Source organism: Streptomyces sp. bgisy159 (assembly GCF_965341775.1).
GTDB lineage: Bacteria > Actinomycetota > Actinomycetes > Streptomycetales > Streptomycetaceae > Streptomyces.
On sequence record NZ_CBDQZH010000006.1, the window covers coordinates 186,434 to 207,946 of the forward strand.

Below are 21,513 nucleotides of genomic sequence, written 5' to 3' on the forward strand. Positions count from 1 at the left end.
CGCTCCGGCGGCCGGCCCGCGAGCCCACCCGGCCCGGCACCGTGCGCCGGCCACGGTCACGGCTACCGCCACCGCCGCGGCCGCGACGGCGAGGCGCGCACCCGGCCACCCGTGCACCGGCGGGAATCCGTTCGGCCCCGGTGCGGGGCCGGGCGGGCCCTGTCCGGGGGTGGGGGTCGGGCGGGACACTACGGGGAGGAGCCCGTGTCCGGGCGGGTGGAGCTGTGATGCGGGGAGGTGGCGGCCGTGCCGCGCCCGATCGTCGTAGGAGTGGACGGCTCGCACGAGAGCCTGGCCGCCGCCGACTGGGCGGCCCGGGAGGCGCTGCGGCGCGGGCTGCCGCTGCGCCTGCTGTACGCGGACGAGGAGCTGGGCACCGGCTCCGGTCCGCCGGAGTCCGACGCCTCGCGGTACTGGGCGGACAAGGTGCTGCGGGCGGCGGCGGACCGGATCGAGGAGTGCCTGCCGCAGGTGCCGCTGAGCACCGAGCGGGTCGCCCGTCCGGCCGCCGAGGCGCTGGTCGCGGCGGGGTCGCGGGCGGAGCTGCTGGTGGTGGGCAGCAGGGCGTTCGGCGGGATCGGCGGGTTCATGGCCGGGTCGGTCGCGTCGGCCACGGTCGCGCGCGCCGACCGGCCCGTGGTCCTCGTGCGCGCCGACCGGCCGCCGGTCGACGGCCCCGGTGTCCCGGACGTCTCGGACCCGGGTGTCGGCCGCCCGGTCGTGGTCGGCGTGGACGCGGAGCAGCCCTGCGAGGAGGTGCCGGCGTTCGCCTTCGACGCGGCGGCGCGGCGGGGCTCGCAGCTGTGGGTGGTGGCCGGCTGGCAGCTTCCGCTCGCCGTGCGCCCGGCCCCGGAGGCGGTGACGGCGGCTCAGCAGCAGGACACCGAGCGGGCGGTGGCCCGGATCCTCGACCCGTGGCGGGCACAGTACCCGGCTGTGGTGGTGCGGGTGCTGGTCGTCCAGGGGCACCCCGCGCAGGAGTTGCTGCGCACGTCGCGGGAGGCGGCCCTGCTGGTCGTGGGCCGCCGGATCCGCGCACCTCGCCTGCTCCCGCACACCGGCCCCGTGACCCACGCGATGATCCATCACGCCCGCTGCCCGGTGGCGGTCGTCCCGCACCGCTGACCGGTACGGGTGCCGCCGCCCCTCCCGTCAGCCGACGAACTCCCCGACCGCCGCCTTCAGATCGCTCAGCCCCTGCTTGGCGTCGGCGAAGAACATGCCGGTCTTCGGGTCGGTGTACAGCTCGTTGTCGACGCCCGCGTAGCCGTGGCCCATGGAGCGCTTGACCACGACGACGCTGCGCGCCCGGTCGACGTCGAGGATGGGCATCCCGGAGATGGCGTTGCCGGACTTGCGGGCGAGCGGGTTGGTGACGTCGTTGGCGCCGATGACGAGGGCGACGTCGGCCTGCGGGAACTCGGGGTTGACGTCGTCCATCTCCTTCAGCTGGGTGTAGGGCACGTTGGCCTCGGCCAGCAGCACGTTCATGTGGCCGGGCATGCGGCCCGCGACCGGGTGGACGGCGTAGCTGACGTCGACGCCGTGGTCGGTGAGCAGCTGGGCGAGGTCGCCGAGTTCGTGCTGTGCCTGTGCCGCGGCCAGGCCGTACCCGGGGACGAAGATGACCTTGCGGGCGTAGGCGAGCTGAATGGCGACGTCGTCCGCGCCGACCGACCGCACGTGGGCGGGTCCCCCGGTGCCGGCCGCGGCGGGCCCGTTGTCCGCGGTGCCGAAGCCGCCGACGACGATGCCGGCGAGGGAGCGGTTCATGGCGTCGGCCATCAGCTTGGTGAGGATGCCGCCGGAGGAGCTGACCAGCATGCCCGCGATGATCAGGGCGGTCTCGTTCAGCACGAAGCCGGCCATCGCGACCGCGGAGCCGGTGAAGGCGTTCAGCAGGGCGATGACGACCGGCATGTCGGCGCCGCCGATGGGCAGCACCATGGTCACGCCGAACAGCAGCGCCACGGCCACCAGTCCGAACAGGGCGGTCCGGGAGTCGGGGGCCAGCACCAGCCACACGGTCCCGGCGACGAAGGACGCGGGCAGCAGCGCGTTGAGCAGTCGCGCCCCGGGGAAGACGACGGGTGCGCCGGAGACCAGGCCCTGCAGCTTGCCGGCCGCGACGAGGGAGCCGGAGAAGGTGACCGCGCCGATGACGATGTCCAGCGCGGCGGGCAGGGACACGCGGGCGCCGAGCAGCGCGGCGTCCTCGGTCTGGAGGACGTCGCTGACCGCGATGAGGGCCGCCGCGCCGCCGCCGACGGCGTTGAACAGACTGACCAGTTGGGGCATGGCGGTCATCCGCACCGACCGGGCGCTCCACAGGCCGAGGCTCGCGCCGACCAGTCCGCCGGTGATCAGCACGGTCCAGCCGGTGCGGGTGATCAGGCCCTGGTGGGCGACCAGCCAGACGGTCGCGCCGATGGCGACCGTCATGGCCGCGGCGGACAGAGTGTTGCCGCGTCGGGCGGTGCGCGGGTGGTTCATCAGGCGCAGGCCGAGCACGAAGCAGGCGGCCGCGCCGAGGAAGACGTAGTGGACGGCGTTCTCGACGGTGTCCATGTCACCGCACCTTCCCGGCCGGCGACTGCCCGGCGCCCGACTGCCCGGCGCCCGACTGCCCGGCGCCGGACCGCCCGTCGCCCGACTGCTCGGGGGCGGGGCGTTCGGCGGTCGGCTTCGGCTTGAACATCTCCAGCATGCGGTCGGTGACGACGTATCCGCCGACGACGTTCATCGCGCCGAACACCATGGCCGCGAAGGCGAGGGTGTAGCCGATCCAGTTGTGTGCGTGGGCGGCGATGAGCATGGCCCCGACGACGACGATGCCGTGCACCGCGTTGGAGCCGGACATCAGCGGGGTGTGCAGGGTCGCGGGGACCTTGCTGATCACCTCGATGCCGACCAGGACGCTCAGCACGAAGACGGTGATCGCGGTGAGGAGGTCGAGCTGGGTCATGGGGCGGTCTCTCCCATCAGGGCGCCGGTGATCTCGTCGGCCGGGTCGAGGACGAGTTCGCCGTCGCGCACGAGGTGGCGCAGCAGCGCGACGAGGTTGCGGGCGTAGGCGGTGGACGCCGCGGTCGCCATCGCCGACGGCAGTCGTCCGGCGCCGATCACGGTGACGCCGTTGTCCAGGACGTCTGTCTTGTCGGGTTCGGAGCCCTCGACGTTGCCGCCGAGGTCGCCGGCGGCGAGGTCGACGACGACCGAGCCGGGGTTCATCCGCTCCAGTACGGCGGCGGTGACCAGCAGGGGCGGCCTGCGGCCCGGCACCTGGGCGGTGGTGATGACGACGTCGCTGCGGGCGATGTGCGCGTCGAGGGCGGCGCGTTGGGCCCGCTGCTCCTCCTCGGTCAGCTCCCGGGCGTAGCCGCCGCGCCCGGTGCCCGGCTCGCGCTCCGGCGGGCCCTGCACGTCGAGGAACCGGGCGCCGAGCGACTCCACCTCGCCGCGTGACTGGGGGCGTACGTCGTAGGCGGTGACGACGGCGCCCAGGCGGCGGGCCGTGGCGATGGCCTGCAGTCCGGCCACCCCGGCGCCGAGGACCAGCACCTGCGCGGGGCGCATGGTGCCGGCCGCGGTGGTCAGCATCGGGAAGAAGCGGTCGTAGGTGTCGGCGGCGAGGACGGCCGCCCGGTAGCCGGCGATGTTGGCCTGGCTGGTCAGGGCGTCCATGGACTGGGCGCGGCTGAGGGTGCGGGGCAGCAGGTCGAGGCTGACGGTGCGCACGCCGCGCCCGGTCAGCTCCTGGACCAGGTCGGGGTGGCGCAGCGGTTCGAGCAGACCGATCAGGGTCTGGCCGGCGCGCAGGGCCGCGGTGCCGTCGGCGTCCGGCGGGCCGACGCACAGGACGGCGTCGGCGCGGGCGTACAGCTCGTCGGGCGGGACCACCCGCGCGCCGGCCTCGGTGTAGTCGGCGTCGGTGAACCACGCTCCCGAGCCCGCACCGGTCTCGACGAGCACGTCGATCCCGGCCCGGCGCAGGAGGGTGACGGCCTCGGGGACGATAGCCACCCGGCGTTCCCCGGGGGCTCGTTCCCGTACGGCTCCCACGGTGACGGTTCCCATGTTCTGCGGCCTCCCCAATGGCCCGGTCGCGGCCGGGCCTCGGAACTCGACGACGGGCCGTGCCCCGGCCCGCCCGCCGAGCACGGTTTCGGAGATCGGCACAGTGCTGGGAGCATTGTCCGCCGGTGGCGCGACGCTGACCAGGCGTACGGCACGGTGCCCTCCTCGGACGGATCAATCCAGCCTCACCTGGAGCACCGCGCGGGGGAAAGGGCCGACGGCCCCTCGGTGAGGGGCCGTCGGGTGATCGGGCGGGCCGAGGGGCCCGGGTGGCGCTACTCCCCGTCGCCGACCGGCACCCGCCACTGAAGGGTCGAGCCGCCCTCCGGCGGGCAGGTCACCGCGAGTTCGCCGCCGTACTGCTCGGCGCGCTCGGCCATGTTGCGCAGCCCGCTGCGCCGGCCCTCCGCCGGGATGCCCACCCCGTTGTCGGAGACCGTCAGCCGTACCTCGCGGCCGTCGGTCGCCAGCATGACGTCGGCGCGGTCGGCCCGCGCGTGGCGGGCGACGTTGGTGAGCGCCTCGGAGAGCACGGCGACCACATGGTCGGCGATCTCGCGGGGCACGGCGGTGTCGACCAGGCCCTCCATCCGGACGCTGGGTGCGAAGCCGAGCACCGGAGCGGTCTCGCCGACCACCCGGACGACCCGCGCGCGCAGTCCGGAGCCGCCGGATGCCTCGCGGGAGCGCAGGCCGAAGATCGTCGACCGGATGATCTTGATGGTCTCGTCCAGGTCGTCCACCGCCCGCACGACCCGCTCGGCGGCCTCCGGGTGCTCGATGAAGCGCCCGGCGCTCTGCAGGGTCATACCGGTGGCGAAGAGCCGCTGGATGGCGAGGTCGTGCAGGTCACGGGCGATCCGGTCGCGGTCCTGGAGCACCGCGATCTCCTCGGCGTCCTGACGGCGCTGGGCCAGCTCCATCGCGACCGCCGCCTGCGCGGCGAAGCCCTGGAGGGGGTCGATCTCCTTCTCCGAGAAGGGGGCGTGGCCCTGGCCGGAATGGCGCACCAGCAGCAGCGCACCGCTCACCTCGTCGCCCGACCCGATGGGCACGGCGACGGCGGGCCCCAGTCCGGCGAAACGCGACGAGCCGGCCTTGATCCGCCTGTCGGTCGGCGCGTCGGCACTGGTCGCCGGGGCCGCGGTGGTGAACGCCTCCCCGAGGAGGCTGCCGTCCACGGGGAGCACCAGTCCCTGGTGCTTCTCCGCCTCGGCGCCGAGCGCCAGTTCGACGGTGAGGGAGCCGGTGTCCTCCATGGGGGTGGCGACGACGGCCAGGGCGGCGCCGGTGATCTCCCGGGCCCGGTCGGCGATCAGCCGGAGCACCTCGGTGCGCTCGCTGCCGGACATCAGGCTCTGGGTGATCTCCGCGGTGGCCCGCAGCCACCGCTCGCGCAGCCGGGACTCCTCGTACAGGCGGGCGTTGTCGATGGCGACGCCGGCCGCGACGGCGAGCGTCGACAGGACGGACTCGTCGTCCTCGTCGAACTGCGCCCCGTCGCGCTTCTCGGTGAGGTACAGGTTGCCGAAGACCTGGTCGCGCACCCGGATGGGGACGCCGAGGAAGCTGTTCATCGGCGGGTGGTGCGCCGGGAAGCCGTACGAGGCGGGATGCTCGGAGAGCTTCGTCAGGCGCAGCGGCTCGGGGTGGCGGATCAGCTCGCCGAGGATGCCGTGGCCCTCGGGGTAGTGGCCGATCTCGCGGATCTGCTCGTCGTCGATGCCGACGGTGTGGAAGTCCGACAGGCTCGTGCCGTCGGGGCCGATCACGCCGAGCGCGGCGTACTGGGCGTCGACGAGGACGGCCGCGGCCTCGACGATGCTGTGCAGGGCCTGCTCCAGGTCGAGTTCGCGGCCGACCGACAGCACCGCCTCCAGCAGGCTGTGCACCCGGTCGCGGGTGCCGCGGGCCGCGTCGAGGCGTGCCTGCAGCTCCTCCAGCAGTTCGTCCAGCCGGAGCTGCGGGAGCCGTACACGGGCCTCGCCGTTGCCCTCCTCAGCGTCTGTCACCCGTGGTCCTCCCGATCCCCGTACCGTGTTCCGCGCCCGGCCGTCCGGGCTCACCAGCCACGGTAACGTCCCAGGGCAGGCGACGATACGGGATGCGCACGCGCCGGCTCGCCCCGGGGTGGGCCGGAACACGGTTCCGTGCGGCGCGGCCGACGCGGGGCCGGGGCGTCTACTCCGGGCGGCGCAGCCGGTCCTGGGCCTGGGTGGCGATGACGGCCGCCTGAATGCGGCGTTCCACGCCGAGCTTGGCGAGCAGCCGGGAGATGTGGTTCTTGACGGTCTTCTCGGCGAGGAAGAGCTTCTGCCCGATCTGCCGGTTGGTCAGTCCCTCCCCGATGAGGGCGAGGATCTCGCGCTCACGCGCCGTCAGACCGGGCAGGACGTCGGGTTCCTCCTCCTGGTGCTGGTCGTGGCGGAGCCGGGCCATCAGCCGGGCGGTGGCGCTGGGGTCCAGCAGGGACTGCCCGGCGGCGACCGTGCGGACCGCGGAGACCAGGTCGGAGCCCTGGATCTGCTTGAGCACGTAGCCGCTGGCGCCCGCCATGATGGAGTCCAGCAGCGCCTCCTCGTCGTCGAAGGAGGTCAGCATCAGACAGGCCAGGTCGGGCATCCGGGAGCGCAGGTCGCGGCAGACGGTGACGCCGTCGCCGTCCGGCAGGCGGACGTCCAGCACGGCCACGTCGGGGCGGAGCGCCGGGACCCGCACCAGGGCCTGCTCGACGGTCGCCGCCTCACCGACCACGGTGATGTCCGGCTCGTCGTTCAGCAGGTCGTGCACGCCGCGCCGCACCACCTCGTGGTCGTCCAGCAGGAAGACCCTGATCGGTGTCTCGGGGTCCGGCCGCCGGCTGTCCGCCATCGGTTCACTCCTCGTGTCGTCGTTCACTGTCGTGTCGCGTTCGGTCGTCCGCGGGGGCACGCGCTCGGCGCGGTCGGGCCCGTAGCCGATCCTCCCCCAGCCGCGGCCGGACGGACCAGGGCCGATCGGCCCTGATGAACGGGTTCCCCCGTTCGCCGGTCCCGTGCAGGACCCCCGGCCCGCGTTCGGGGCCGGGCGGCCCCTGGGGCGCGCGGGGCGGCGGAGTCACGCTGAGGGGGCCGACGGACGAACGAAGGAGGGGAGCAGATGACTCCCAGGGACACCGCAGCCCGGAACACCGCCGCCACCGGCACGGTGCTGGTGCGGGCCGAGGGCGACGTGCGCGAGGACGACCTCGCCTACGTGCGGGCCAAGGTGGACGCGGCCCTCGACCGGCCGGGACTGCCCGCCGTCTCCGGCGAGGTGCGCGTCGCGCACGTCCCGGCGCACACCGGGCAGCCGTGGTCGGCGGGCGGCGAGATCCGCGTCGGCTGCGACCTGGTCCTGGTGCACGCCGACGAGGCGAGCGCCCACGAGCTCGCCGACCGGCTGCAGGACCGGCTGCGCGGCCAGGTCGACCGGGTGCTGCACCGCGGTGAGACGGCCCGGCGGGCGACCGCCCCGCCGCCGTGGCGAGGTGGCCCGGGGCAGGGCGGACGGGTCTGAGACCCGGGCCGGGTCCCGTACGGGGCGGCGGGCCCGGGAAGGCGGGTCCGCCGTCCGTGCGACGAGCGAAGGAGGAGCGCCGTGGAACCGAGCACCGTCGGTGAGGTGATGACCCGCGAGGTCGTCCACGCCCACCGGGCGACACCGTTCAAGGAGCTGGTGCGCCTGCTGCACCGCCACGGCATCAGCGGTCTGCCGGTGGTCGACCACGACGACAAGGTGCTCGGCGTGGTGTCGGGCACCGATCTGGTGCGTGCGCAGGTGACCCACGGGGAGGCCCCGGGAGGCCGGCCGGTCACCGCCGAGCAGCTGATGTCGACACCGGCGATCACCGTGCACCCCGAGCAGCCGGTCCCGGCCGCGGCGCGCGTGATGGAGCGGCACCACGTCGAGCGCCTGCCGGTGGTCGACGAGGAGGACCGGCTGATCGGCATCGCCACCCGCCGCGATCTGCTGCGGGTCTTCCTGCGCAGCGACGAGGCGATCCGGCGGGATGTGCTGGACACCATCCGGGCCGGCGCGCCGGGGCTGCCGGCGGACGCCGTCGACGTCTCCGTGCGGGAGGGCATGGTGACGCTGTCCGGGCAGATCGCCCACCGGGACGACGCCGCGTCGGCGGTGTGGGTGGCCTGGCGGGTGGACGGCGTCGTCGGCGTGGTCAACGCGCTGACGTACACCGCCGAGGAAGCCCGGCATGCCTGAGCGCGGCCGGCCGGCCCTCCGGCCCGGGCCCGCAGGGTCGGTCGGCCGCGCGGCGGGGCCGAACGGCCCTAGCCGCCGACGGCCGCGAACCGGTCGAATGACCTGATCGAACAGCGTCGACCCCGTGGAACGCCTCATGCCCCTCGACCATGTCCGGCCCACCCCGGTGGGCCCGCGCCGGAGCATCGACCTCGACAGCGCCGAGGCGCTGCGGCTGCTGGGCAGCGTCTCCTTCGGGAGGATCGTCTTCACCCGGCACGCGCTGCCTACCGTGCGGCCCGTCAACCACGTCCTGGTGGACGGGGACGTCGTCATCCGCACCCACGAGGGCGCGGCCCTGACCACCCGCACCCGGCAGGCCGGCGACCCCGGCGTGGTCGTCGCCTACGAGGCGGACCACATCGACCCCGAGACGCACCTCGGATGGAGCGTCGTCGTGACGGGATACGCCCATCTGGTCGCCGACCCGGCGGAGCTGGACCGCTACCGGGCGCTGCTGCGGCCGTGGGTGGCACAGACCATGGACTACGCGGTCCGTATCCGCCCGGATCTGGTCACGGGCATCCGGCTGGTGCCGGCCGAGGCGGCACCGTCCGGCTGACCCCGCCGTCCGCCTGCCTCACCGCATCGGCCTCCCTCCGGCACGCCGGAGGGAGGCCGATGTCCGTGCGGGCTCATTCGTGGGGCACGACGGCGACCGGGGCCTCGGCGTGGCGCAGCAGGGTGTCGAGGACGGGGCCGATCTGGGGGCCGACGGCCGGGTGACGGGTGCGGCGGCCGACGACGACCAGGCAGGCGTCGCGGGAGGCGTCGGCGAGGTGCGGGCCGGGCGAGCCGACGACGGTCTCCTCGACGACCGGGACGTCCGGGTACTTCTCCCGCCAGGGGCGCAGCGCCGCGGCGCAGGTCGCGTCGGCGCCGGCCGCGAGGTCGTCGGCGGCGCCGGCCGGGTCGGGCGCGGAGCCGTGCACGACCCGCAAGGTGGCGGCGCGGCGCTCGGCGGCGTCGAAGGCGTACGCCAGGAGGGCCTCGCAGGGCCGCTCGGGCTGGTTCAGGCCGAGGACGACGTCCCGGTACGGTCCGGTCCCGGCGGGGCGCCCCGGTGCGTCCGGCAGGTGTTCGGCGGCGGGGTCCGCGCCCGCGCGGACCAGGACCACCGGCTGCTCGGCGCGGGCCACGACGGCCGCCGCGACCGAGCCGAGCAGGTATCCGGCGGTGCGGCCGCGTCCCCGGGAGCCCAGCACCAGGACCGGGGAGCGCCGTGCCAGGGCGGACAGGGCCTGGGCGGGCCGTCCGGCGACCTGCTCGGCGGCGACGTCCAGTCCGGGATGACGGCGCGCCAGTTCGGCCGCGGCCTCGGTGAGCATCCGGGCGTCGCGGTCCGCACCGGACGGCGGCCGCTCCCGCACGTGCACGAGCCGCAACGGCGCGGTGTGCAGCACGGCCTCGCGCGCGGCCCAGCCGGCCGCGGCGGCACTCTCGGGCGAACCGTCCAGGGCGACGGTGACGGTACGGGACATCAGGACCCCTCCTCGAAAACCTGCCCCCACTCTCCCGGTTCACCAGGCGCCACAGCAGGGCCCACCGGTCCCCCGGGCCTCCCCCGTTCGACCCGCCGTGATCAGGCCGACCAGGGAAGCGCCTGCGCCGAAGACGCCGGCGCGGGCGCTTCTCGGGTGGTGTGCCCGGTCAGTGGGTGGACAGGGAGCCGTCCCGGCCGAGCGGGGTGGGGATCCGGGTGGTCAGGGCGAGGGCGTCCAGGTGGGCCCGGACGTAGGGGACGGCGACGAGCGGGAGTTCGCCGTCGACGAAGGCGGGCTGGACGTTGACCTCGAAGACGACGCCGCCGTTCTCGACGGCCAGGTCGACGCCGGCGAACGGCAGGCCGACCGACGCGGTGGCCGCGACGGCGAGTTCGGTGAGGCGGGGCGAGAGGTCGGGCGGGTCGATGAACACCGCGGTGGCGCCCTGGCAGGTGTTGCAGGGGGTGTCGACCGCGGGCTGGAGGTGTTCGCGGGCGTGGATGACCCGGCCGTCGAGGACGAAGACGCGGAACTGGTGGCGCCGTCCGTCGGCGGTGACGTTTCCGGCGTCGCGGGAGAGCAGCCAGTCGGTGTCCCGCTCGGCGTAGTAGGCCGCGGCGTCGGCCAGTCGGTCCGGGGTGGTGACGTGGAAGGTGTCGTTGCCGCCGGTGCCGACGACCGGCCGGGCCCAGGTGTCGCCGCCGAGCCGCTCGAAGGCGTCCAGCGCCTCGCGCGCGGTGGGCCGGGAGAGGACCGCGGTCTCCATCTGGGCGATGCCGTCGCGGGCGAAGCGCCGCACGGTGAGGTTCTTCTCGGTGGCCGTGCGCCAGGCGTCGGGCCCGGTGGCCAGGGTCACCACGCCGTGCGCCGCCAGGAGCCGCTGGAAGCCGGCGAGCGTCTGCCTGCGGTGCGGCGGGATCTCGTAGAGCAGCACCGCGTCGGGCACGACGTCCAGGTCCTCCTCGGGGACCTGGAGCCGTAACCGGCCGCCGTCGCGGACCGCACGGCCGGTGCCGCCGGTGGCGAAGTGCCGGGAGTCGATCCGCACCGGCGCGGCGCCGGTGAGCAGGTGTGCCGCCTCGGCCAGGTACTCCCGGCAGCCTTCGGGCGACGTCGGGTCGGCGATCAGGGCGATGCACGGTCGGGACACAGCGGCCTCCACTGGCTCTCGACGCCGCCCGCGCCGTGGGCACCCTGTCGTACGGCCCGAGCGGTGTCACGAATGGTGCCTGTCGCGCGGGGTGGTCGCGTACGCCGCTCGCGGGAGGGCCGGGCGGGGCGGACGGTGACCTGGGGGGTGCTGGTGCGCGCCCCGCCGGATCCGCGTCGCAGGGCTTGGGCGCCACACTGTAGGCGGGCGGCGGGTGGCCCTGACAGGGCGCACGCCCGCCGCCGCTTCTGCCCCGTCCTCTGCGCCGTCCGCCCCGTGTGTGCGCCCCGTACCCGCGTGGCGGGAGCCGCGGGGCTCCGGTGCCGCCCGTGCCGAGGGGTGCGGTCAGTCGTGCGGGGCGGTGGGGACCAGCACCACGGGGCAGTGCGACCGGAGCAGCAGGGCGTGCGCCACGGCGCCGAGGTGGGGGCCGAGGGGGCCGCTGCGGCGGTGGTGGCCGATGACGACCACGCCGGCGTCCCGGGTGGCGTCCAGCAGCGCCCGGGCCGGCGCGGTGCGCACCGTGCGGGCGTCCACGCCGACCCGCGGGTGGAGTTCGCGCAGTTCGGCGACGCCGAAGCGGGGCACGGCCTCCTCGGCGAGGTCCAGGCGGGCCTCGGCGCGCTGGCCGGGGCTGGTGGCCGGCACCAGCGAGGGCAGTTCGGGGCGGGAGTGACGGTGGCCGTGCGCGTGCAGGACGCGCAGGGCGACCCCGCGCCGGGAGGCCTCGCGGAAGGCGAAGGCGGCGGCGCGGGTGTCGTCGTCGCTCGCCAGACCGACGACGACCGCACGGCCGTCGTCGCACGGGTGGTCGCCGCGGACCACCAGCAGCGGTCCGGGCACCCGGGCGGCCAGCCGGACGCTGACCGAGCGGGCGAGGAGCGAGCCGACGTTGCCGTAGCCGCGGGTGCCGACCACGGTGAGCGCGGCGCCGCGCGCCGCCCGGGCCAGCGCGGGCACCGCGCCGCCCTGCGCCGCCTCCCGCCGGACCACCAGGTCCGGGTGGCGCTCGCCGGCCCGCCGGACCGCCGCGGCGAGCACCGGGGCCGCCTCGTCGAGGTCGGGCACGGCGTACACCACGCGCAGTTCGGCGCCGCGCCGGACGGCGTCGTCCGCCGCCCAGTCCAGGGCGCGGTCGGCGACCGGCGATCCGTCCACTCCCACGACCACGTACTGACCGTTCATGGTCCTTCCCTTCTCAGGTCCGCTCGCCGTCGAGCGGCCGACACGACGATGCTCGCGCCCGGTCGCCCGCCCGGACAGGGGCCGCAGGAACCCACCGGGGCTCCGTACGGCCCCGGCGCCCGGGCCGTACGGGCCGGGCGCCGGGGCGGTCGGGTGGCGGTCAGGTGGTGGTGAGGTCGACGCCGTAGAGGCTGCGGCCGCCGACCAGTTCCCGGCCGGTGACCAGTTCGGGTTCGATGCGGACGAAGATCTCGTGCCGCGAGGGGACCCAGGAGCGGGGCCCGGTGCGCACCAGCCGGCCGTGCTCGATCGGGTCGGTGACGACGGTGGCCGGCCCCGTGACGACGACGCTCCACCCGGACTGGGCGGCGGCGTCGACCTCGTCGGCCTCGAAGGCGACCACCGCTCCGTCGACCGCCCGCACCAACTCGGAGGCGGCCGAGGTGCACAGCACGATGGCACCGTCGTCGTCCACGACGAAGTTGACCGGAAGCACGGCCGGCAGGGCGTGGCGGGTGTGCACGATGCGGCCGATGGGCACGCGTTCGAGCAGCCGCAGGCACTCCTGCGGTCGTAGCTCTCGGAATCCGTCATTGGGGTACATCGGCTCGTCCGTCTTCCGCCTGGCACGGCTCGGGGTGCGGTACACGTCCATGGTCGGCGTGGCCGGGGCCGGCACCGAAGGGCCATCGGTCCCGGGCGCGACGGACAACAGCCCTTTGTTCCGGCGGGTCCTGGCCCGCTCACGCGACGACACGACGCCCCGTGATCTTTGTCGGCTGGATCCGGACCCACAGCTCGCGCAGCCCGCCCGCCCACGGCGAGGGGTACGCCAGTGCCGCCAGCCGGCCCACGGTCTCCGGGTCGGTGACGTGCCGGGCGTCGCCGCGGACCAGCACGCTCCAGCCCCTGCTGAAGGCGTTGTCGATACGGTCCACCTCGAACGCGACGCGCCGGCCCCCGACCCGGGAGGCGACGGTGCCGGGCGCGGTGCGGTAGAGGACCTGGCCCTCCACCACGGCGTAGTTGACGGGCACGACGACCGGTCCGTGTTCCAGGACCAGCGCCACCCGGCCGACGCCGTGGGTGCCGAGCAGCGCCCGGCACTGGGGCTCGGTGAGCACCGTGAACCCGGGGTGCGGTGCCGCCTCTCCGGGCCCGGGGGGCATCTCGGCGTTTCCGCCGGTGAGTTCACCCATGGTGGTCTCCAGCGCCTCCGCGAGGCGCAGCAGCACCCCGGTGCCCGGAGCGGCGCCGGGGCGTTCCTCCAGGTATCGGAGGTAGCCGGGGGCCACCCCGGCCCGGGCCGCCGCCTCGCCGAGCGTGAGGCCCAGTTGCGCGCGACGCGCCCCGAGACGCCGTCCGAGATCGCCCGGTGCGTGCTTGCCCGGGGCGTCCGGCACAACCTGCTCGACCATGACCGTCACCTTCTCCCGTCGTGACCACAGGCCCAGTGCGACCTCGAACCCGCCGGGTTTGCCCGGCAAGTCCAGCTTGTCCGGCCGCTGGGCGCGCCGCTTGGGCCTATCGGTCCCCGTCCGGCCGCCGTCCGGGGTCGCGCTGCGCCCGGAGTACGGGCCGGGGCAGGAGGGTCCGGTCGGCCCTTCCGGCGGACGCGGCGGGACCGGTTGGCTGGGGTGCATGGCCGACATGTACATCGGGTCCGTGCCCGACCTCTCGGAGTGCCTCGTCGCGGGCACCGTCGTGGTGACGGTGCGCGGCGAGATCGACCTGGAGGTGTCCCGGGCGCTGACCGAGCGCCTGGACGCGCTGACCGCCGGACCCTGCCCCGACGTGGTGCTCGATCTGCGCGAGATGGCGTTCATCGACTGCGCCGGGCTGAGTGTGCTGTGCCGGGCCCGCAACCGGGCCGTCGCCCGCGCCGGCCGGTTGCGGCTGGTGACCGACAGCCCCGGGTTCCGCCGGATCCTGCGCGCCGTACGGCTGGCCGACGTCTTCGAGACGTACGGCACGCTGTCCGGCGGTCTGGCGGCCGACGGGCGGGGCGCAGACGGCCAGGCCGCGGTTCCGGTGACCGTGGCGGGCTGACCCGCAGCGCCGGGCCCGGTCAGCGCCGCCCGCCGCCGGCCGGCGGGTACTCGGTGACCTCGTGGAGCGGCCGGCGCGGGGTGTCGGGGCCGACGGGCCCGTACCCCAGGCGGAGCACCATCTGTGCGTGCCCGGCCGGGCCGGCACCGGCGCGCGTGCGGTCGCGCAGGTCCGGCCACTCCAGCGCCTGGTGCAGCAGGGAGGCGCGTACGCCGTGGACCGTGGCGACCAGCAGGACGCGTTCGAGGGCCTGTCCGGCGCGCAGCCAGTCGGTGCGGCGGTCGTGCTCGGTGCTCAGCAGGGCCAGCACCGGGTGCCGCTCGAACGGCACGGCGGCCAGCCGTTCCGGACGGCGCTGGGCGGTGAAGTCGCGCATCGGCACCCGCTCCCGGGCGTCCTGCGGGCCGATCGCGGCCGGCGGCAGCCCGGTGTCGCCGGGCCGGTAGGGGTCGCGCCGGACCCAGCGGCGGCTCTCGGTGGCCCGGTCGGCGTCGCGCTGGGAACGGCGTTCGCCGCGGGCGGTCAGGTCCAGCAGCGCGGCGGTGTCCGCCGGGCCGGGGAAGTCCAGCCGGGCGCCCTCCGCGCGGGCGGCCGCGCTCAGCGCGGTGCGCACGTCGTCGGGGAGCGGCACGTCGGCGTAGGGGAACCGGCTGCTGTGGCGGCGCCAGATCGCGTCGTACAGGCCGGTGTCGGGGCGGCCCGGGGTGCCGGGGCCGGGTTCGGTGGGGCCGGGTTCGGTGGGGCGGACCGCGGCCAGCAGGTCGGGGTCCTCGGGGCGGGGCAGCAGCCGGGTGAGGGGGGTCCACCCGAAGTGCTCCATGGCGACCCGCAGGTTCAGCACGCAGGCGCCGACCGACAGGTGCAGCGCGCGGCCCACGGGGTCGGTGTGGCGCAGGCCCGGGCCGGGTGCGGCCCGGACCTCGAAGGCGACCGTGTCCGGGTCCAGCCGGAACCGCCACGGCTGTGCGTTGAAGATGGACGGCGCGGCGACCGCGGCGGACACACAGGTCTCCAGGATCGTGGCGTCCAGGGTTGTGCGCTGCATGATGCCCTCCTGGCGCGCGGCTCGGACGGGTGCCGCCTTCGATGCTGCCCGGCCCGCGCCCGAGCCGATGAGGGGCCGTTGGTCCCCGCCGCGGCACCGGCGGGCCCTACGCCGGACGTCCCGCGGCGGGGACGCCGCCACCGCGGATGTGACTCCGCCCTCCCCGGCCACCCGTACGGCGGCCGGCTCGGCGCGGTGCAGCGCCGGGGGTGGGCTGAACGGCCCACCGGGGCGGCCGGCCCGGGCCCCAACGGACCCCCGGGGGCACCTGAGCGGCCCATGCCGGAGGGAGCGGGCGGGTGTCACCGTCGGAGCACGACCGCGACGAGGAGGTGCGGACCCATGAACGGCGGCAGCGGCAGGAAACCGGTTATGTGGCGGTGGCGGGACAATCCGCTGCGACGCCACGACGATGTCGTCGAGGCGTGGATCGTGCTGGTGATGTGGGTGCTGGTGGCCGTGGGGGGCACGCTCGCCGGGCTGTTCACGGCCCGGGCCGCCGACGACGCCTTCGCCCGGCAGCGCGAGGAGCGCTACGCCGTACGGGCCGAGCTGCTCGCCGACGCACCCGACCTCGGCGCGAGGGCCGACGGGGCGAGCACCCGGGTGGTGGCGAAGATCCGCTGGACCACCCACGAGGGGGTCACCCGCACGGACACCGCCTTGGTCGACAGCGGTGGGAAGGCCGGTTCGCGGGTGCAGGTCTGGCTGGACGAGGCCGGCCGGCTGAGCACCGAGCCGCCGAGCGCCACGGAGGCGGCCGTCGAGGCCGCCGTCCTCGGGCTGGCCGCCGCCTCGGCGACCTCCGGTCTGGTCGTGGGCGCGGGCTCCCTGCTGCGGTGGCGCCTGGACCGGCGCCGGATCGACGCCTGGGGGCGGGAGTGGGAGCTGATCGGCCCCCGCTGGGACCACAAGACGAGCTGATTGCCGGGGAACTCCGGCACCGGGCACCGACCACTGCCGCCGCGTGGTTCCGGCACGGGACGCCTGCCCCGGCCGCCGCGGGAACTCCCGCCCGGCAACGCCTGCCCCGGCCGCCAGGTCGGAACGGGCACGCACCCAGCGGGACCCGGCCCCGGGCCCAGCCGTGGCCCGGCTGCCCGTGGCCCACGCGCGTGCTCGGACCGGGCCGGGGACGGCATACGGCCGTCCCCTCGGCAGAGCCGGGCCCCGCCACTGCCCGGCCCGGATTCCGGCGCCCCGGGACTGCGGCGGGCTCGGGACTCCGGCGGGCTCGGATGCCGGCAGCCCTGAGAGCCGACGGTCGGAGCGTGGCGCCGGGCGTCTCGGCGGTCGGGCCCGGGCTCGGCCGAAGGGGACGGGCCGGGAACGGGGCCGGGGAAGCCGGCATCCGCGGTCCCGGGAGTCTGCCGGCGCCGGCCGGGAACGCCCCGAGGGGCGGCCCCGACGGGCCGCCCCTCGGTCACAGCAGCGCGGTCACCGCAGCGCGGTCACCGCGGCGCGGTCGCCGCGGCGCTGCGATCAGACCAGGTCGAACCGGTCCAGGTTCATGACCTTGACCCACGCGTCGACGAAGTCCCGCACGAACTTCTCCCCGGCGTCGTCGCTCGCGTAGACCTCGGCGAGCGCCCGCAGCTCGGAGTTGGAGCCGAAGACGAGGTCGGCCCGGGTGCCGGTCCACTTCAGCTCGCCGGTGACGGCGTCGCGGCCCTCGAAGGCGGTCTGGTCCTCGGACGTCGACTTCCACGTGGTGCCCATGTCGAGCAGGTTGGCGAAGAAGTCGTTGGTCAGCACACCGGGCGTCTCGGTGAGGACGCCGTGCTTGCTCTGCTGGTGGGTGGCGCCCAGGACGCGCAGACCGCCGACCAGGACGGTCATCTCGGGCGCGCTCAGCGTGAGCAGGTTGGCCCGGTCGAGCAGCAGGTACTCGGCGGGCAGCCGGTTGGCCTTGCCGAGGTAGTTGCGGAACCCGTCGGCGGTCGGCTCCAGCGCGGCGAAGGACTCGACGTCGGTGTGCTCCTCGGTCGCGTCGACGCGGCCCGGGGCGAAGGGCACCTCGATGTCGTGGCCCGCGTCCTTGGCGGCCTTCTCCACGGCGGCGGAGCCGGCGAGCACGATCAGGTCGGCCAGGGACACCTTCTTGGCGCCGGCGTTGAACTCCCGCTGGATGCTCTCCAGGGTGCGCAGCACCAGGGCGAGCTGGTCCGGGTCGTTGGCCTCCCAGTTGCGCTGCGGCTCCAGGCGGACGCGGGCGCCGTTGGCACCGCCCCGCTTGTCGCTGCCGCGGTAGGTGGAGGCCGAAGCCCAGGCGGTGGAGACCAGCTGGGCGACGGTCAGGCCGGAGTCCAGGACCTTGGCCTTGAGAGCGGCGACGTCGGCGGCGCCGATCGGCTCGCCCTCGGCCTCGGGCAGCGGGTCCTGCCACAGCAGCGTCTCCTGCGGCACTTCCGGGCCCAGGTACAGCGACTTCGGGCCCATGTCGCGGTGGGTCAGCTTGTACCAGGCACGGGCGAAGGCGTCCGCGAACTCCTCCGGGTGCTCGTAGAACCGGCGGGAGATCTGCTCGTAGACCGGGTCGAAGCGCAGCGACAGGTCGGTGGTGAGCATCGTCGGCAGGTGCTTCTTCGACGGGTCGTGCGCGTCGGGGATGATCGCCTCGGCGTCCTTCGCCACCCACTGCTTGGCGCCGGCCGGGGACTCCGTCAGCTCGTACTCGTACTCGAAGAGGTTCTTGAAGAACCCGTTGCCCCACTGCGTGGGCGTGGCGGTCCAGGTCACCTCCAGGCCGGAGGTGATGGTGTCGCCGCCCTTGCCGGAGCCGTGGGTGGACTTCCAGCCGAGGCCCTGCTCCTCCAGGGAGGCGGCCTCGGGGTCGTTGCCCACGTGGTCGGCGGGGCCGGCGCCGTGGGTCTTGCCGAAGGTGTGGCCGCCGGCGATGAGGGCGACGGTCTCCTCGTCGTTCATCGCCATCCGGCGGAAGGTCTCACGGATGTCGCGGGCCGCGGCGATCGGGTCCGGGTTGCCGCCCGGGCCCTCGGGGTTGACGTAGATGAGGCCCATCTGCACCGCGCCGAGCGGGTTCTCCAGCTCGCGGTCGCCGGAGTAGCGCTCGTCGCCGAGCCAGGTGGTCTCGGGGCCCCAGTAGACGTCCTCCTCCGGCTCCCAGACGTCCTCGCGGCCGCCGGCGAAGCCGAACGTCTCGAAGCCCATGGACTCCAGGGCGACGTTGCCGGCGAGGATCATCAGGTCGGCCCAGGAGATGCTCTGGCCGTACTTCTTCTTGACCGGCCACAGCAGGCGGCGGGCCTTGTCGAGGTTGGCGTTGTCCGGCCAGCTGTTGAGCGGCGCGAACCGCTGCTGGCCGGCGCCGGCGCCGCCGCGGCCGTCGCTGATGCGGTAGGTGCCCGCGCTGTGCCAGGCCATCCGGATGATCAGCGGGCCGTAGTGGCCGAAGTCGGCGGGCCACCAGTCCTGCGAGGTGGTGAGGACCTCGGCGATGTCCCGCTTGACCGCGGCGAGGTCGAGCGCCTCGAAGGCCTCGGCGTAGTCGAAGTCCTCACCGAGCGGGTTCGCCACGGCGGGGTTCTTCGCCAGGATCTTCAGGTTGAGGCGCTCCGGCCACCACTGGCGGTTGCCGCCGCCCTGCGTGGGGTGCGGCGCTCGCCCGTGCGCGACCGGGCAGCCACCCGTGCCCTCCGTCTTGGGGTCGGTGACGATGGCATCGGGGTTCTCGGCCATGGATGTCCCTCCGGACTAGTCGGATCTCGGAATGCTCAGCTACTGCGGGTGGTGGAGCAGTCGGGGCACAGGCCCCAGTAGATGACCTCGGCCTCGTCGATCGCGAAGCCGTGGTCGTCGGAGGCGGTCAGACAGGGGGCCTCGCCGATCGCGCAGTCGACGTCGGCGACGGCACCGCAGGACCGGCACAGGACGTGATGGTGGTTGTCCCCCACCCGTCCCTCGAAGCGGGCGGGGCTGCCGGCCGGTTCGATACGGCGGACCAGGCCCGCGGCGGTCAGGGCGTGCAGGGCCTCGTAGACGGCCTGCAGGGAGATGTGACCCACGCGCTGGCGGACACCGGAGGCGATCGCCTCGACGCCGAGGTGGTCACCGCCCCGCACGGTCTCCAGCAGCGCCACGCGGGCCGCCGTCACCCGCAGGCCGGCACCGCGCAGTTCCTCGGCGGTGGTCGGAGTCTGGGATGCGGTCATGGCACAGAACCTACCCTCATAAACACGAACGGTTCAAGAAAAGGAGCCGTTAAAGTTTTTTTGGTCTTCCGGACCACGGTACGGGGCGGGCCGGATCCCGCCCGTTCGGCTGGTGCGCGCCCCGCGGGACGGGGAGAATGCGGGGCAGGACGGACCACCCGTGGCCCCGAGGACCGGCGGCACGGGCACCGTCGAGGGAGGCCCGCCATGAGCGGCACAGTCACACACCCGACGACGGCTCCCCCGGTCGCCCCGCTGCTGACCCGCATCCGGCGCGGCCTCATCGGCGACGACGAGGTCCTGGACGGCCCCTACGGACCGAAGCGGATCGTGTACGCCGACTACACCGCCTCCGGACGCGCCCTCGACCTGATCGAGGACTTCGTCCGCGCCGAGGTCCTTCCCCGCTACGGCAACACGCACACCGAGAGCTCCAGCACCGGCCTGCAGACGACGCGGCTGCGCGAGGACGCGCGCCGGATCATCCGGGACGCGGTCGGCGGCACCGAGGACGACCTGGTAATCTTCTGCGGCTCCGGCGCCACCGCCGCGGTCAACAAGCTGGTCGGCATCCTCCGGCTGCGCGCCGGGGACCGGCAGCCCCCGCCCGCCGAACGCCCGGTGGTCCTCGTGGGTCCCTACGAGCACCACTCCAACGAACTGCCCTGGCGCGAGTCGGTCGCCGACGTCGAGGTGATCGGCACGGACCCGGACGGCCATGTCGACCTGGCGCGGCTGGAGGCGGCGCTGCGCCGGTACGCCGACCGGCCGCTGCGCATCGGCAGCTTCTCCGCCGCCTCCAACGTCACCGGCATCCTCACCGACACCGACCGGATCGCCCGGCTGCTGCACGAGCACGGGGCGCTGTCCTTCTGGGACTACGCGGCCGCCGCGCCGTACGTCCCGATCCGGGTCGCCGAGAGCGCCCCGGGGGCGGGCGACCACAAGGACGCCGTGTTCCTCTCCCCGCACAAGTTCGTCGGCGGCCCGCAGACCCCCGGGGTCCTGGTGGTGCGGCGCGAGCTGGTCCGTCACCGGGTGCCCACCGCGCCCGGCGGGGGCACGGTGGCCTTCGTCGACCCGCTCGGCCACCGCTATCTCGACGATCCGGTGGCCCGCGAGGAGGGCGGCACCCCGGCGATCGTGGAGTCCGTGCGGGCCGGTCTGGTCTTCGCGCTCAAGGAGGCCGTCGGCACCGACACCATCCAGGCCGCCGAGGAGCGCCACTGGCGGTACGCCCTCTCCCGGTGGGACGGCGAGCCGGGGGTGCAGATCCTGGGCAGTCACGACGCCCGGCGGCTGTCCATCGTCTCCTTCCGGATCCGCCACGGCGACCGCGCCTTCCTGCACCACAACTACGTCGTGGCCCTGCTCAACGACCTGTTCGGCATCCAGGCGCGCGGCGGCTGCTCGTGCGCGGGACCGTACGGGCACCGGCTGCTGGCCATCGACGCCGACACCTCGCACGCGCTGATGGACGAGGTGGTCCAGGGCTGCGACGGCATCAAGCCCGGCTGGATCCGCGTCAACTTCAACTACTTCATCAGCGACACCGTCCGGGACTACCTCGTCGACGCCGTCGCCCTGATCGCCCGCTACGGCCACCGGCTGCTGCCGGACTACCGGTTCGACCCGCGCACCGGGCAGTGGCACCACCGCGGCGGCCCCGCCGAGCCGCCGGTACGGCTGACCGGGGTGCGGTGGACGGCCGACGAGGGCCTCACCGTGCCCGCGCCCCGGCACCGCCGGCTGAGCGAGGAGGCGCTGGCGGGCCAGCTCGCCGCCGCCCGCACCGTGCTCACCGCGCGTCCCGCTCCGGCCGACGACGGCCCCACCGGCCTGGCCCCCGACTTCGAGCGCATGCGCTGGTTCCCGCTCCCCCGGGTCTGCGTGGAGCGGCCCGCGCCCTGATCCGGTCCGCACCCTGATCCGGTCCGCACCCCGGCGAGCCCCGAGGCCGGGAACGCCGGTCGGCGCGGGCGGGGTCCGGGAGAGGACGATGGGGTGAAAGCGGGTGTTTCGGACGGTACGGGCCGGGATACCTCTCTCACCCGTCCGCCCGGAGCCGTGGAC

Annotated in this window: 20 protein-coding genes; 7 read left to right on the top strand and 13 right to left on the bottom strand. The window is 75.0% G+C overall.

Annotation, left to right across the window (positions count from 1 at the left end):
- The first annotated feature begins 246 nt into the window (after positions 1 to 246).
- Complete coding sequence (locus ACSLTV_RS09090; RefSeq protein ID WP_432157709.1) at positions 247 to 1,125, top strand: universal stress protein; 879 nt, start codon at positions 247 to 249, stop codon at positions 1,123 to 1,125.
- A 27-nt stretch (positions 1,126 to 1,152) separates the two neighbouring features.
- On the opposite strand, the gene ACSLTV_RS09095 is transcribed toward ACSLTV_RS09090, so the two are convergent.
- From ACSLTV_RS09095 to ACSLTV_RS09115, 5 genes are all read right to left on the bottom strand, one after another.
- A complete protein-coding gene (locus ACSLTV_RS09095) occupies positions 1,153 to 2,568 on the bottom strand; it encodes an NAD(P)(+) transhydrogenase (Re/Si-specific) subunit beta (protein WP_435611943.1) in 1,416 nt (471 codons plus the stop codon).
- Position 2,569: 1 nt separating this feature from the next.
- Positions 2,570 to 2,965 carry an NAD(P) transhydrogenase subunit alpha gene (locus ACSLTV_RS09100; RefSeq protein WP_435611944.1) on the bottom strand — a complete coding sequence of 132 codons (396 nt, stop codon included), beginning with the start codon at positions 2,963 to 2,965 and terminating at the stop codon, positions 2,570 to 2,572.
- The gene (locus ACSLTV_RS09105; protein WP_432138383.1) at positions 2,962 to 4,077 is read right to left on the bottom strand and encodes an NAD(P) transhydrogenase subunit alpha; all 1,116 of its coding nucleotides are present in this window, start codon (positions 4,075 to 4,077) and stop codon (positions 2,962 to 2,964) included. The genes ACSLTV_RS09100 and ACSLTV_RS09105 overlap by 4 nt, the downstream gene beginning before the upstream one ends.
- Positions 4,078 to 4,352: 275 nt before the next feature.
- A complete protein-coding gene (locus ACSLTV_RS09110; RefSeq protein ID WP_435611945.1) occupies positions 4,353 to 6,089 on the bottom strand; it encodes a sensor histidine kinase in 1,737 nt (578 codons plus the stop codon).
- Between the two features lie 169 nt (positions 6,090 to 6,258).
- Complete coding sequence (locus ACSLTV_RS09115; RefSeq protein ID WP_432138381.1) at positions 6,259 to 6,948, bottom strand: response regulator; 690 nt, start codon at positions 6,946 to 6,948, stop codon at positions 6,259 to 6,261.
- Positions 6,949 to 7,215: 267 nt separating this feature from the next.
- Between ACSLTV_RS09115 and ACSLTV_RS09120 the strand changes: the two genes are divergently transcribed.
- From ACSLTV_RS09120 to ACSLTV_RS09130, 3 genes are all read left to right on the top strand, one after another.
- The gene (locus tag ACSLTV_RS09120) at positions 7,216 to 7,614 is read left to right on the top strand and encodes a hypothetical protein (RefSeq protein WP_432138380.1); all 399 of its coding nucleotides are present in this window, start codon (positions 7,216 to 7,218) and stop codon (positions 7,612 to 7,614) included.
- A gap of 81 nt (positions 7,615 to 7,695) precedes the next feature.
- Positions 7,696 to 8,316 carry a CBS domain-containing protein gene (locus tag ACSLTV_RS09125; protein ID WP_432138379.1) on the top strand — a complete coding sequence of 207 codons (621 nt, stop codon included), beginning with the start codon at positions 7,696 to 7,698 and terminating at the stop codon, positions 8,314 to 8,316.
- 136 nt (positions 8,317 to 8,452) lie between these two features.
- On the top strand, positions 8,453 to 8,917 hold the full coding sequence (locus tag ACSLTV_RS09130) for a pyridoxamine 5'-phosphate oxidase family protein (RefSeq protein WP_432138378.1): 465 nt from the start codon (positions 8,453 to 8,455) through the stop codon (positions 8,915 to 8,917).
- A 73-nt stretch (positions 8,918 to 8,990) separates the two neighbouring features.
- Here ACSLTV_RS09130 and ACSLTV_RS09135 read toward each other — a convergent pair whose 3' ends face one another.
- The 5 genes from ACSLTV_RS09135 to ACSLTV_RS09155 form a co-directional block, all read right to left on the bottom strand.
- Positions 8,991 to 9,836, bottom strand: a complete 846-nt coding sequence (locus ACSLTV_RS09135; RefSeq protein WP_432138377.1) for a universal stress protein — start codon at positions 9,834 to 9,836, stop codon at positions 8,991 to 8,993.
- A 169-nt stretch (positions 9,837 to 10,005) separates the two neighbouring features.
- Complete coding sequence (locus tag ACSLTV_RS09140) at positions 10,006 to 10,989, bottom strand: ATP-grasp domain-containing protein (RefSeq protein WP_432139460.1); 984 nt, start codon at positions 10,987 to 10,989, stop codon at positions 10,006 to 10,008.
- A gap of 345 nt (positions 10,990 to 11,334) precedes the next feature.
- Positions 11,335 to 12,174 (bottom strand): universal stress protein, encoded by an 840-nt coding sequence (locus ACSLTV_RS09145; protein ID WP_432139461.1) that lies wholly within the window; start codon positions 12,172 to 12,174, stop codon positions 11,335 to 11,337.
- Positions 12,175 to 12,334: 160 nt separating this feature from the next.
- Positions 12,335 to 12,778 (bottom strand): pyridoxamine 5'-phosphate oxidase family protein, encoded by a 444-nt coding sequence (locus ACSLTV_RS09150; RefSeq protein WP_432139462.1) that lies wholly within the window; start codon positions 12,776 to 12,778, stop codon positions 12,335 to 12,337.
- A gap of 139 nt (positions 12,779 to 12,917) precedes the next feature.
- Positions 12,918 to 13,592 (bottom strand): helix-turn-helix domain-containing protein, encoded by a 675-nt coding sequence (locus ACSLTV_RS09155; RefSeq protein ID WP_432139463.1) that lies wholly within the window; start codon positions 13,590 to 13,592, stop codon positions 12,918 to 12,920.
- 223 nt (positions 13,593 to 13,815) lie between these two features.
- Between ACSLTV_RS09155 and ACSLTV_RS09160 the strand changes: the two genes are divergently transcribed.
- Positions 13,816 to 14,223 (top strand): STAS domain-containing protein, encoded by a 408-nt coding sequence (locus tag ACSLTV_RS09160; RefSeq protein ID WP_432139464.1) that lies wholly within the window; start codon positions 13,816 to 13,818, stop codon positions 14,221 to 14,223.
- A gap of 19 nt (positions 14,224 to 14,242) precedes the next feature.
- Here the strand turns inward: ACSLTV_RS09160 and ACSLTV_RS09165 are convergent, their stop codons facing one another.
- Entirely contained in the window at positions 14,243 to 15,268 is a 1,026-nt protein-coding gene (locus tag ACSLTV_RS09165; RefSeq protein ID WP_435611946.1) for an Acg family FMN-binding oxidoreductase, read from the bottom strand.
- A 342-nt stretch (positions 15,269 to 15,610) separates the two neighbouring features.
- On the opposite strand from ACSLTV_RS09165, the gene ACSLTV_RS09170 reads away from it, so the two are divergent.
- Positions 15,611 to 16,192 (top strand): Rv1733c family protein, encoded by a 582-nt coding sequence (locus ACSLTV_RS09170; protein ID WP_432139466.1) that lies wholly within the window; start codon positions 15,611 to 15,613, stop codon positions 16,190 to 16,192.
- Between the two features lie 558 nt (positions 16,193 to 16,750).
- On the opposite strand, the gene katG is transcribed toward ACSLTV_RS09170, so the two are convergent.
- Positions 16,751 to 18,967 carry a catalase/peroxidase HPI gene (gene katG, locus ACSLTV_RS09175; RefSeq protein WP_432139467.1) on the bottom strand — a complete coding sequence of 739 codons (2,217 nt, stop codon included), beginning with the start codon at positions 18,965 to 18,967 and terminating at the stop codon, positions 16,751 to 16,753.
- 35 nt (positions 18,968 to 19,002) lie between these two features.
- Entirely contained in the window at positions 19,003 to 19,440 is a 438-nt protein-coding gene (locus ACSLTV_RS09180) for a Fur family transcriptional regulator (RefSeq protein WP_432139468.1), read from the bottom strand.
- Positions 19,441 to 19,647: 207 nt separating this feature from the next.
- Between ACSLTV_RS09180 and ACSLTV_RS09185 the strand changes: the two genes are divergently transcribed.
- Positions 19,648 to 21,351 (top strand): aminotransferase class V-fold PLP-dependent enzyme, encoded by a 1,704-nt coding sequence (locus tag ACSLTV_RS09185; protein ID WP_435611947.1) that lies wholly within the window; start codon positions 19,648 to 19,650, stop codon positions 21,349 to 21,351.
- Positions 21,352 to 21,513 lie beyond the last annotated feature (162 nt).

Coding starts and splice junctions, on each gene's coding strand:
- ACSLTV_RS09095 (WP_435611943.1), bottom strand. CDS start 2,568: ATGGACACCGTCGAGAACGCCGTCCACTACGTCTTCCTCGGCGCGGCC.
- ACSLTV_RS09100 (WP_435611944.1), bottom strand. CDS start 2,965: ATGACCCAGCTCGACCTCCTCACCGCGATCACCGTCTTCGTGCTGAGC.
- ACSLTV_RS09105 (WP_432138383.1), bottom strand. CDS start 4,077: ATGGGAACCGTCACCGTGGGAGCCGTACGGGAACGAGCCCCCGGGGAA.
- ACSLTV_RS09115 (WP_432138381.1), bottom strand. CDS start 6,948: ATGGCGGACAGCCGGCGGCCGGACCCCGAGACACCGATCAGGGTCTTC.
- ACSLTV_RS09120 (WP_432138380.1), top strand. CDS start 7,216: ATGACTCCCAGGGACACCGCAGCCCGGAACACCGCCGCCACCGGCACG.
- ACSLTV_RS09130 (WP_432138378.1), top strand. CDS start 8,453: ATGCCCCTCGACCATGTCCGGCCCACCCCGGTGGGCCCGCGCCGGAGC.
- ACSLTV_RS09135 (WP_432138377.1), bottom strand. CDS start 9,836: ATGTCCCGTACCGTCACCGTCGCCCTGGACGGTTCGCCCGAGAGTGCC.
- ACSLTV_RS09145 (WP_432139461.1), bottom strand. CDS start 12,174: ATGAACGGTCAGTACGTGGTCGTGGGAGTGGACGGATCGCCGGTCGCC.
- ACSLTV_RS09150 (WP_432139462.1), bottom strand. CDS start 12,778: ATGTACCCCAATGACGGATTCCGAGAGCTACGACCGCAGGAGTGCCTG.
- ACSLTV_RS09155 (WP_432139463.1), bottom strand. CDS start 13,592: ATGGTCGAGCAGGTTGTGCCGGACGCCCCGGGCAAGCACGCACCGGGC.
- ACSLTV_RS09160 (WP_432139464.1), top strand. CDS start 13,816: ATGGCCGACATGTACATCGGGTCCGTGCCCGACCTCTCGGAGTGCCTC.
- ACSLTV_RS09165 (WP_435611946.1), bottom strand. CDS start 15,268: ATGCAGCGCACAACCCTGGACGCCACGATCCTGGAGACCTGTGTGTCC.
- ACSLTV_RS09170 (WP_432139466.1), top strand. CDS start 15,611: ATGAACGGCGGCAGCGGCAGGAAACCGGTTATGTGGCGGTGGCGGGAC.
- katG (WP_432139467.1), bottom strand. CDS start 18,967: ATGGCCGAGAACCCCGATGCCATCGTCACCGACCCCAAGACGGAGGGC.
- ACSLTV_RS09180 (WP_432139468.1), bottom strand. CDS start 19,440: ATGACCGCATCCCAGACTCCGACCACCGCCGAGGAACTGCGCGGTGCC.
- ACSLTV_RS09185 (WP_435611947.1), top strand. CDS start 19,648: ATGAGCGGCACAGTCACACACCCGACGACGGCTCCCCCGGTCGCCCCG.